Source organism: Nocardia sp. NPDC003345 (genome assembly GCF_053589395.1).
On record NZ_JBSFRU010000229.1, the window covers coordinates 1 to 10,712 of the forward strand.

The following is a 10,712-nucleotide window of genomic DNA, read 5'->3' on the forward strand; positions in this document are numbered from 1 at the left end:
CCATGGGCACGCGGGACATGGGCTCCGACGGCGGCGCCTGGATGCTCGACCCGGCCACCAACTACGACACCTACGTCGTACCGCAGGGTGTCAGCGCCGACCTGATCGCCAGCATCGAGGGCTTCAGCCGGGAAGACGTCGACGCCTACGCGGTGCGGTCGCAGGAGCTGGCCGCCAAGGCCACCACCGGCGGCTACTTCGCCAAGTCGATCGTCCCGGTCAAGGACATCAACGGCCTGACCGTGCTGGATCGTGACGAGCACATGCGTCCCGGCACCACCCTGGAAGATCTCGCCAAGCTGAACCCGTCGTTCGCCGGCGTCGGCGAGATGGGCGGCTTCGACGCGGTGGCGCTGCAGAAGTACCACTTCGTGGAGAAGATCGAGCACGTCCACCACGGCGGCAACAGCTCCGGCATCGTCGACGGTGCCGCGCTGGTCCTGGTCGGCACCGAAGAGGCCGGTAAGGCCTCGGGCCTGACCCCGCGCGCCCGGATCGTCGCCACCGCCACCAGCGGCGCCGACAGCACCATCATGCTCACCGGCCCGACTCCGGCGGCGCACAAGGTGCTGGCCAAGGCCGGTCTGACGGTCGACGATATCGACCTGTTCGAGATCAACGAAGCGTTCGCCTCCGTGGTGCTGAAGTTCCAGAAGGATCTGCGGATCCCGGACGAGAAGCTGAACGTCAACGGCGGCGCCATCGCCATGGGCCACCCGCTGGGCGCCACCGGCGCCATGATCACCGGCACCATGGTCGACGAGCTGGAGCGTCGTAACGCCCGGTACGCCCTGGTCACGCTGTGCATCGGCGGCGGCATGGGTGTTGCCACCATCATCGAGCGGGTCTGATCCCACCGGTCACTGATTCAACAAGGAGACACAGAGCTGTGAGCGAAGCCAACATGATCGGTTGGGAGAAGGATTCGGACGGCATCGTCGTTTTGACGATGGACGATCCGAACCAGGGCGCCAACACGATGAACGACCTCTACAAGAAGTCGATGACCGCGACGGTCGAGCGCCTCGAGGCCGAGAAGGACGATATCGCCGGTGTCGTGCTGACCTCGGCGAAGAAGACCTTCTTCGCCGGCGGCGACCTGAAGAACATGATGCAGGTCGGCCCGGACAACGGCCCCGAGCTGATGGCGGAGCTGAACGAGATCAAGTCGGCGCTGCGCCGGCTGGAGACCCTCGGCAAGCCCGTCGTCGCCGCCATCAACGGCGCCGCGCTCGGCGGTGGCCTGGAGATCGCGCTGGCGACCCATCACCGGATCGCCGCCGATGTCCCCGGTTCGCAGATCGGCCTGCCGGAGGCGACCCTCGGCCTGCTGCCCGCCGGCGGCGGCATCATCCGCACCGTGCGCATGCTCGGCCTGCAGACCGCGCTCATGGGCGTGCTGCTGCAGGGCCAGCGCAACAAGCCGGCCAAGGCCAAGGAGATCGGCCTGGTCGACGAGCTGGTCGGCTCCATCGACGAACTGGTCCCCGCGGCCAAGGCGTGGATCAAGGCCAACCCCGAGGGCGGCGTGCAGCCCTGGGACAAGAAGGGCTTCAAGATCCCCGGCGGCACCCCCGCCTCGCCGGCCTTCGCGGCCAACCTGCCCGCGTTCCCGGCCAACCTGCGCAAGCAGCTCAAGGGCGCCAATATGCCCGCCCCGCGCGCCATCATGGCCGCGGCGGTCGAGGGCTCGCAGGTCGGCATCGACGACGCGTCGCTGATCGAGTCCCGCTACTTCGTGCACCTGCTCACCGGGCCGGTCGCGAAGAACATGATCCAGGCCTTCTTCTTCGATCTGCAGACCATCAACAACGGTGGTTCGCGCCCGAAGGATGTCCCCAAGAAGGAGATCAAGAAGGTCGGCGTACTCGGCGCGGGCATGATGGGCGCCGGTATCGCCTACGTATCGGCCAAGGCCGGCTACGAGGTCGTGCTCAAGGACGTCACCATCGAGGCGGCCGAGCGGGGCAAGAACTACTCGGAGAAGATCGAGGCCAAGGCGCTGTCCCGGGGCAAGACCACCGAGGAGAAGTCCAAGGCGCTGCTCGACCGGATCAAGCCGTCCGCCGATGTCGCCGATTTCGAAGGCGTCGACTTCGTGATCGAGGCCGTCTTCGAGAGCACCGAGCTCAAGCACAAGGTGTTCCAGGAGATCGAGGACATCGTCACCCCGGACGCGCTGCTGGGCTCCAACACCTCGACCCTGCCGATCACCGGCCTGGCCGAGGGCGTGAAGCGCCAGGAAGACTTCATCGGCATCCACTTCTTCTCGCCTGTCGACAAGATGCCGCTGGTGGAGATCATCAAGGGTGAGCGGACCTCCGACGAGGCCCTGGCCCGGGTGTTCGACTACACCCTCGCCATCAAGAAGACCCCGATCGTCGTCAACGACAGCCGCGGCTTCTTCACCTCCCGCGTGATCGGCACCTTCGTCAACGAGGCGATCGCCATGCTGGGCGAGGGCATCGAGCCCGCGACCATCGAGCAGGCCGGTTCGCAGGCGGGCTACCCGGCCCCGCCGCTGCAGCTGACCGACGAGCTGAACATGAAGCTCATGCAGAAGATCGCCAAGGAGACCGAGGCGGCCGCCAAGGCCGGCGACGCCGCCATGGGCACCGAACGGCATCCGGCCATCGACGTGGTCGACTACATGGTCGAACAGGGTCGTCCGGGCCGTCTGGAGAAGGCCGGTTTCTACGAGTACGACGAGAACGGCAAGCGTCTCAACATCTGGCCGCAGCTGCGTGAGCACTTCAAGACTGTGCGCGATTTCAACGCGCCGCTGCAGGACCTGATCGACCGGATGCTGTTCGCCGAGGCCATCGAGACCCAGAAGTGTTTCGACGAGGGCGTGCTCGAGTCCACCGCGGACGCGAACATCGGCTCGATCTTCGGCATCGGGTTCCCGGCCTGGACCGGTGGTGTGCACCAGTTCATCGTCGGTTACCCGGGCGGCCAGGCCGGGTTCGTGGCCCGCGCCGACGAACTGGCCCAGAAGTACGGCAAGCGCTTCGAGGTTCCGGCCTCGCTGCGTAAGTAAGGATCCGGACCGGGCGGTGTACCTCCCGGAACGACCGGCAACCACCCGTCCCACGCACCGCGTGGGGCGGGTGGTCGCGTTTCGGGCCGGGACCGTCCACGGTGGCGGCCGGGTCACGGCCGGGTCTTGTTCGGATGCCGATTCGGCTCGCGCGGCGGTGATCGCCGTGCGAACGGGGTATCCCGCCGACAAGTCTCCGAATATGGCGTGTATAGGCGGGTGTTCGCCGGATACGTCACCGGTCGATATCGGATCGGTCGAGGTAGACACGCGAACGGCCAGGAATCCCGCGCATCGGGGTTTGTGGCGCGCTACGTTGGAGATGAGGACCGGAACGGTATCGCGGTGGTCCCGGAGCCGCAGCCGATTCGTTACGAGTGCGAGGTGGTGAGATGACTCCACGAGCGCGTTCGGGCCCGGAGGGCCGCGAATCGGAGAACGCCTACGTAGCCGCCGATGCTCCCGTGAGCGAGCCCGCGGAAGGTGAGGCGGTCGGGCGGGGCAGGCCGGGCCCGGAACCCACCATGGCGGTGCCGGGGCCCGATGCCCGGGCGGGGGCCGAGGAATCGGAGAAGATCGCCGCCGAGCTGGCGGCCATGGGGTTCACCGAGGCGCAGGAGATCGGGCGCGGTGGTTTCGGCATCGTCTACCGATGCGTGCAGCGGGCGCTGGACCGGGTGGTCGCGGTGAAGGTGCTGTCGTCGGATCTCGATCCGGAGAGCCGGGAACGGTTCCTGCGTGAGGAACACGCCATGGGCCGGCTGTCCGGGCATCCGAATATCGTCGACATCCTGCAGGTCGACGTCACCGCCAGCGGGTTGCCCTTCATCGTGATGCCGTTCGCCACGCATGGTTCGCTGGAACGGCTGGTGCACGATCACGGCCCGCTCGGCTGGCCCGATACGCTGCGCGCCGGGGTGAAACTGGCCGGCGCGATCGAGAGCGCGCACCGGACCAGCATTCTGCATCGTGATGTGAAACCGGCGAATGTGCTGCTCAGTTCGTACGGCGAGCCGCAGCTCACCGATTTCGGAATCGCCCGGATGCCGGGAGGTTTCCGCACCTCGAGCAGCCAGATCACCGGTTCGCCCGCCTTCACCGCTCCCGAAGTGCTCAAAGGCGCCGACCCCACGGTGCGCTCGGATGTCTACGGCCTGGGTGCGACCCTTTTCGCGCTGCTCACCGGCCACGCGGCGTTCGAGCGGCAGGCGGGGGAGCGGGTGGTCGCGCAGTTCCTGCGGATCACCACGCAGCCGGTTCCCGACCTGCGCGAACAGGATATTCCCGCCGATGTCGCGGCGGTGATCGAAGAAGCCATGGCCCAGGATCCGGCCGACCGGCCGGAATCGGCCTACGAATTCGGAGAGATGCTCCGCGCGGTGCAGAGTGCCCACGGCCAGGTCCCCGACGAGATGGCGCTGCTGGATCCGGAGGTCACCGGGCTGGACGCGGCGGCCCCGCCGTACGACCGGCCCTCGGTGACGGCGCGTCGCAGCTGGCCGCTGCTGCATCCCACACAGGCGGGCTCGCGTAGCGCGGTGCTCGGCGGGGCCGCGCCCGTGCTGCCGGCGACATCCGGATTCGAGGGCCCGCGCGGAAGTACCGCGGCCCGGCCCGGAAAGTCCGAGGCCGGACGTCCCGGTACGCCCGGACCGCGGCCGGTGCACCCCGGACCGCGCGCCGGCGGTAGCGGTTGGATACCGGGTCCGTCGACGCTGCCGCCGAGTCCGGCCACCAAGTTCCGGCCGCCGAGTACACCCCGGGAGCCGGTGCGCCGGCCGCGGCTGCTCGATATCCTGCGCCGCGGGGTGGAGCGGCGTCTCACGGTGATCCACGCGCCCGCCGGGTTCGGGAAGAGCGTGCTGGCGGCACAATGGCGCGACGAACTGGCGACGCTGGATCTACCGGCCGCCTGGATCGGTATCGACAGCGGCGACGACAACGAGGTCTGGTTCCTGGCGCATCTGATCGAGGCCATCCACCGGGTCCGTCCCGATATCGGCGCCGGGCTCGGGCAGATGCTGGAGGAGCGCCCGGCCGATACCGTCGCCTACGCGGTATCCAGCCTGATCGACGAACTGCACACCAGCCGGGAACCGGTGGTGGTGATCATCGACGACTGGCATCGTCTCACCGATCCGGGCGCGCTGCGGGTGCTGTCGGCACTGCTGGACAGCGGTTGCCATCATCTGCGATTCGTGGTGACCAGCCGCGACGCCTCCGATCTGCCCATCGGCCGGATGCGGGTGAACGACGAACTGGTGCAGATCGACTCCGAGCAACTGTGCCTGACCCGCGCCGAGACCGGGGAGATCCTGGTCCAGCGCAACGGTTTCGCCCTGGACTCCGACCAGCTGGACAAGCTGTACGCGGCCACCGACGGCTGGCCCGCCGCCGTCCAGCTCATCGCGCTCGCGCTGCGCGACGACCCCGATCCCACCCGCCTGCTGGCCCGGATGTCGGAGGGCGGGCACGGAATCCGCGAATACCTCGCGGAGAACGTCCTCGACTCCCTCGAACCCGAGATGCTCGACTTCCTGTCCGATATCTCGGTGGCCGAGGTGGTCAACGCTTCGCTGGCCGCCGCGTTGACCGGCAAGGAACAGGCCGCGCAGCTACTCGAACAGGCCGAGCGGCGGGAACTGTTCCTGCGACGCACCGACGAGGACCCCGACTGGTTCCGGATGCAGCCGTTGTTCGCCGAGTATCTGCGGGCGCGCCTGGAACGCAACCGCACCGGGCGGGTGCGGACCCTGCACCGGCGGGCCGCCCGCTGGTACGCCGAACATCAGCTGCTGCGGAAATCGGTGGATCATTCGCTGGCCGGAACGGATTTCAAAACCGCCCTCGACCTGCTGGAGAGCGGCGGAATGGATCTGATCGACGGTTCCCGGGTGGCGACCCTGCTCGGGTCGGTCTCGAAACTGCCGGTGCAGCAGGTCGCGTCACGGTCGAAACTGCTGATGGCGGTGGCCCGGGCGAATGTGAACCTGCAGCAGTCCACCGCCGCGCGGTCGGCACTGAACCGGTTGTCGAACGCGCTCTCCCGCAGTACCGATGACGACGGCGAGGTGCGCCGGCAACGATGCCAGGCCGAGGTACTCGCCGCCGCCGACGAGATCTCCCACGACCGGTCCGCCGGCGTGCAGGACCGGGTGGCCGAATCGCTGCGTCATCCGGACGAACTTCCCGCCTGGACGGTGGCCACCGCGGCCAATATCCACGCCTACGTGCGGATCTGTGAGTTCGACTTCCCGGCGGCGGCCGAGATGCTCGAATGGGCCCGCTCGTATCAGGAGCGGTCGCGCGAGCCGCTGGGCGAGATCTTCGCCTGGTGCGGACGCGGACTGATCGCCTACGAACAGCTCGACGTCCCGGCCGCCCTCAGCGCCTATCAGCGGGCGTACGAGGTCGCGCAGACGCGGGCGGGACCGCGCTCCAACGGTGTCCGTGCCGCGGCCGGGCTGCTGGGCGAACTCCGGTACCGGCGCGGCGATCTGGCGGCGGCCGAGGAATTGCTGGACGAGAGCTACCAGCTCGTGGCGCGGGTCGGGCCGATCGAATCACTGATCGCGACCCTGGTCACCGGCTCCCGGGTGAAGGCGTTGCGCGGTGACCTCCCGGCGGCCACGGTACGGCTCGCGGAAGGGGCGCGTATCGCCGCCGACAACCAGCTCGGCCGGCTGGCCGCGCAGGTCCGCGCCGAACAGGTCCGGTTGGGCGTCCTACCGCCCGAGGCCGGGCCGTTGAACAACGGCAGTACCGCGCGCGGACTGGCACCGGCGGGCGAACCGGGCACCGTGATCGAGGCGCCGACGGCCCTGAGCGTGGAGGCCGACGAGCTGGCCGTCATCCGGGAACTCCTCGCCGCGGGGAGTCGCGACGAGGACGAACGCGCCGCCCGCCACGCCCGGGCACTGCACAGCCGGACCCGGGATCAGGGCAGGCCGCGGGCCGGACTCGATATGTCGTTGCTGCTCACCGAATGCCTGGCCGCCGCGGGCTGGGTGGGGGAAGCGGCGGCACTACTGGCACCCGCGGTCGCCACCTGTGCCGAGCTCGGGTGGAGCCGGCCCCTGCTGGACGCGGGGCCGGCCGTCCTCGAGATCCTGCGCGTGCTGCGCGACGATCTGCCGTTGACCGCGCCGGACGGAACCGACGCGGTACGCACCCTGAGCGGGACGCGAGTGCCCATCCGGTTCCTCGACGACCTGCTCACCTGATGGGCGGCTAGGGCTGCCACCAGGGGCGCAGCGGGACCTCCGGGAGTTTGCCCGGGCCGAGTTTCACGCCGAGCACCTGATGCAGCTGCACGACATTGCGTTCGAACCCCAGCCTGCTGCCCGCCATGTACAGGCCCCACACCTTGGCGGTGCCCTCACCGGCCTCCGCCACGCAGGCATCCCAGTTGGCCACCAGGTTCTTGCACCATTCGGCGAGGGTCAGCGCGTAGTGCTCACGCAGGTTCTCCTCGTGCAGTACCTCGAGCCCGACGTTCTGGATCTCGCTGATGATGCGCCCGGAGCCGATCAGTTCGCCGTCCGGGAACACATAGCGGTCGATGAAATCCCCGGCCTTGGTGGTGCGGGTGTTGTCGTGGCGGGTGATGCAGTGGTTGAGGAACAGTCCGCCGTCGCGCAGCTTGCCCTGGATGAACCGGAAGTAGTACGGGTAGTTCTGGACCCCGATGTGCTCGGTCAGCCCGATCGAGGACACCGCGTCGAACCCGGACTCGGCGATATCCCGGTAGTCCGAATGCCGTACCTCGGCGAGATCGCCGAGCCCTTCCTCGGCGATCTTGCGCTGCGCCCAGGCCGCCTGTTCGGCCGACAACGTGGCGCCGATGACCCGGACACCGCGTTTGGCGGCGTAGCGGACCATACCGCCCCAGCCGCAGCCGATATCGAGCAGGCGATCGCCCTCCTTCAGCCGCAACTTCTCGAAGACCAGCCGGTACTTGTTCTCCTGGGCCTGCTCCAGTGACCAGTCCCGGTCGCCGTAACAGGCGCAGGTGTAGGTCATGGACGGGCCGAGAACGTACTCGTAGAAGGTGTTCGAGACGTCGTAGTGATGGTGGATGACCTCGGCGTCGCGGGTCTTGGAGTGGCGCAAACCCTCCAGGGCGATCCGGCGCCACCGGGGCAGGGTCTCCTGCGGCGGCGGCGGAACCGGCCGCAACCGCTCCCATCCGAGCGACCGGGCGATGGCCACCAGCGACAGCGCCGACGGCCGTTTGAACTTCAGATCCGTCATGGCCGCGAGGATTTCGTACGGATCACCCGGGTGGACGCCGGCGGCGTCCATATCACCGGATATGTAGGCCCGCGCGAGACCGAGGTCACCGGGGGCGTTGGCGAGATAGTTGATACCACGCGGGTTGCGGATCTCGAGTGCGAACTCGGAGTCCACGGGACCGGTGGTGCTGCCGTCGTACGCGGTCAGCTTGATGGGAACATCACCGTCGACCAGGGCTTCGACCACCTCGGCGATACTGAGCCGGGTGCCCAGGTCCGCGAAAGCGTCGGATCTGTCCTTGAATGTCGTCATCTGCGTTGCACCGCCTTCGAATACAGATCCAGCAGGCGCTGGCCGGGATCGTAGCGTTTCTTCAAATCTTTGTAGCTTTCACCGCCGTACAGGGCGGCGAATTCCTCGGGTTCGTAGAACGAGTCCGAGTACAGGGATTTGTGTCCGTCGAATTGTGTGACGGTTTTTTCGATGGCGCGATTCGCCGCGCCATCGATCTGCCCGGCCGTTTTCGGAACGGCCGACCAGAAGCCTATGTTCACGTAGGTGTGCGCGGGCCGCAGCGGATACAGCGGCCACGGACGCTCGTCACCGGGATTACCGGTATCGCGCAGCCGCAACGGGCACAACCAGATGGGTTCGATGGGTATTTCGCGCAGGAACCATTCCACGAAATCCGCGGTGCGCTCCACCGGTACCTCGATATCCTGCACCACCCGCTCCTGCGGGGGGTTGCCCTTACGCGCGGCGAGCTTGTCGCCGATGTTGTAGCGGTGGTCCAGCGCGACCAGCTTCCAGTAGAAACTGCTGCGCCGGTAGCGTTTGGGCCAGAACCGGCGGATCCGTGGATTCTGGGTGCCGAAGGCGCGCGAGCACCAGAACCAGTCGGTATCCCAGCGCCACAGGTAGTCGTGGATCGTGAGCCGGTCGCGTTTCGGCTCCGGGCCGTCGTGCTGGATGGAGCGGTAGTAGATATCCATCCCGGTGTAATCGCTGACCGGGCCGGGTTCGTCGGTCTGCCGGCCCAGCGTCAGGTAGCTCTCGTCCGCGCTGAAGACGACACCGTCGAGATAGTCGACGGGTTCCCCGTCGTGACTGCGCTCCCGCACGATCCGGTCCAGGGTGGCTTCGAGTTCACGCAGGTCGTGGAATCGCAGATGGCGCAGGGTGACATAGGGGCGCACCGGTTCCAGCTCGATCTTCAGCCGGGTCGTATAGCCCAGGGTGCCGTAGGAGTTCGGGAAACCGCGGAACAGATCCCCGGCTTCCCCGTCCGGGGTGATGGTGACCAGCTCACCGGCGCCGGTGAGCACTTCCATCTCGAGTACGGATTCGTGGGGCAGGCCGTTGCGGAACGAGGTCGATTCGATCCCGAGTCCGGTGACCGCGCCGCCGAGGGTGATGGTCTTGAGCTGCGGCACCACCAGCGGGGCCAGGCCGTAGGGGAGCGTCGCGGCGACCAGATCCTCGTAGGTGGTCATACCCGCGACCTCGGCGGTTTTGGCCGTGGGATCGACCTCGATCACCCGGGTCAGCCCGGAAACGTCCAAACCGGGCGCGGTGTTCTTCGCCCGCGCGCGGAACAGGTTCGAGGTTTTCTTGGCCAGTCGCACATCGGCGCCCGCCGGGATGGCACGGTAGCTCGCGAGCAGGCGTTCGACACCTGCCCGATATGCGGCGAACCCGGATTCAACTGCGGCCGGATTGTGGCCGGCCTTCCCCAACAGACTCATTGCCACGGTTAGACGCTAGTCCTACATGGACTCGAGCGGCCACCGCGGGGGGAGTCCCGAGGGCGAAATGTCACATATCCGTTGCATCGCGTTCGACGAGGTGTACGCAGTGGTTGACGGCATTTTCCGGAATTGTCTGGATTCCGTTCACGCCCCGCACGCGACAGCGCGCCGGGTACCCAGCAGGATAGGGCTGTCACAACGTATCCGGATAGGAGTTCACCGTGGGACAGGTCAAAGCCGGCAGCTCGATCGAGGTCGCCGCAGACCCGCAGCGCACGCTGGCGGCGGTCACCGATTACACGGAGGTGCGCCCGAAGATTCTCTCGGCGCATTACCGCGACTACAAGGTGGTCGAGGGCGGTCAGGGCGACGGAACCGTCGCCGAATGGACGCTACAGGCCACCGAGAGCCGGGTGCGCAATATTCGCGCCCAGGTCACCGTCGCCGATCAGGTGGTCACCGAGAAGGACGCCAATTCCACGCTCGTCAGCACCTGGACCGTCACCCCGGCCGGTACCGGTTCGCTGGTGACCCTGGACACCGTCTGGCAGGGCGCGGGCGGCATCAAGGGCATCTTCGAAGGCATCTTCGCGCCGCTGGGCCTGCGCAAGATCCAGGACGAGGTGCTGGGCAACCTGAAACGCGAACTCGCCTGACCGTCCGGACCGGGGTGGTGGCGCCACGCCACC

Annotated in this window: 6 protein-coding genes; 4 read left to right on the top strand and 2 right to left on the bottom strand. The window is 67.6% G+C overall.

The window, feature by feature from the left end; all coding sequences use genetic code 11:
• The 3 genes from ACWDU1_RS22385 to ACWDU1_RS22395 form a co-directional block, all read left to right on the top strand.
• Window positions 1–851 (top strand): acetyl-CoA C-acyltransferase (locus ACWDU1_RS22385; RefSeq protein ID WP_450001198.1); only part of this gene is annotated, 851 nt, incomplete at its 5' end.
• A 38-nt stretch (window positions 852–889) separates the two neighbouring features.
• Window positions 890–3,040 (top strand): 3-hydroxyacyl-CoA dehydrogenase NAD-binding domain-containing protein, encoded by a 2,151-nt coding sequence (locus tag ACWDU1_RS22390; RefSeq protein ID WP_450001200.1) that lies wholly within the window; start codon window positions 890–892, stop codon window positions 3,038–3,040.
• Window positions 3,041–3,564: 524 nt separating this feature from the next.
• Window positions 3,565–7,263: a protein kinase domain-containing protein gene (locus tag ACWDU1_RS22395; RefSeq protein WP_450001206.1), complete on the top strand. Its 3,699-nt coding sequence runs from the start codon at window positions 3,565–3,567 to the stop codon at window positions 7,261–7,263.
• A 7-nt stretch (window positions 7,264–7,270) separates the two neighbouring features.
• Here ACWDU1_RS22395 and ACWDU1_RS22400 read toward each other — a convergent pair whose 3' ends face one another.
• Both ACWDU1_RS22400 and ACWDU1_RS22405 read right to left on the bottom strand, forming a co-directional pair.
• Window positions 7,271–8,587 (bottom strand): class I SAM-dependent methyltransferase, encoded by a 1,317-nt coding sequence (locus ACWDU1_RS22400; RefSeq protein ID WP_450001202.1) that lies wholly within the window; start codon window positions 8,585–8,587, stop codon window positions 7,271–7,273.
• The gene (locus ACWDU1_RS22405) at window positions 8,584–10,020 is read right to left on the bottom strand and encodes an FAD-binding oxidoreductase (RefSeq protein WP_450001208.1); all 1,437 of its coding nucleotides are present in this window, start codon (window positions 10,018–10,020) and stop codon (window positions 8,584–8,586) included. Before ACWDU1_RS22405 ends, ACWDU1_RS22400 begins: the two co-directional genes overlap by 4 nt.
• A 224-nt stretch (window positions 10,021–10,244) precedes the next feature.
• Here ACWDU1_RS22405 and ACWDU1_RS22410 point away from each other — a divergent pair, with 224 nt between their 5' ends.
• Window positions 10,245–10,679, top strand: a complete 435-nt coding sequence (locus ACWDU1_RS22410; RefSeq protein WP_450001204.1) for an SRPBCC family protein — start codon at window positions 10,245–10,247, stop codon at window positions 10,677–10,679.
• Window positions 10,680–10,712: the final 33 nt, after the last annotated feature.

Coding starts and splice junctions, on each gene's coding strand:
- ACWDU1_RS22395 (WP_450001206.1), top strand. CDS start 3,565: ATGGCGGTGCCGGGGCCCGATGCCCGGGCGGGGGCCGAGGAATCGGAG.
- ACWDU1_RS22400 (WP_450001202.1), bottom strand. CDS start 8,587: ATGACGACATTCAAGGACAGATCCGACGCTTTCGCGGACCTGGGCACC.
- ACWDU1_RS22405 (WP_450001208.1), bottom strand. CDS start 10,020: ATGAGTCTGTTGGGGAAGGCCGGCCACAATCCGGCCGCAGTTGAATCC.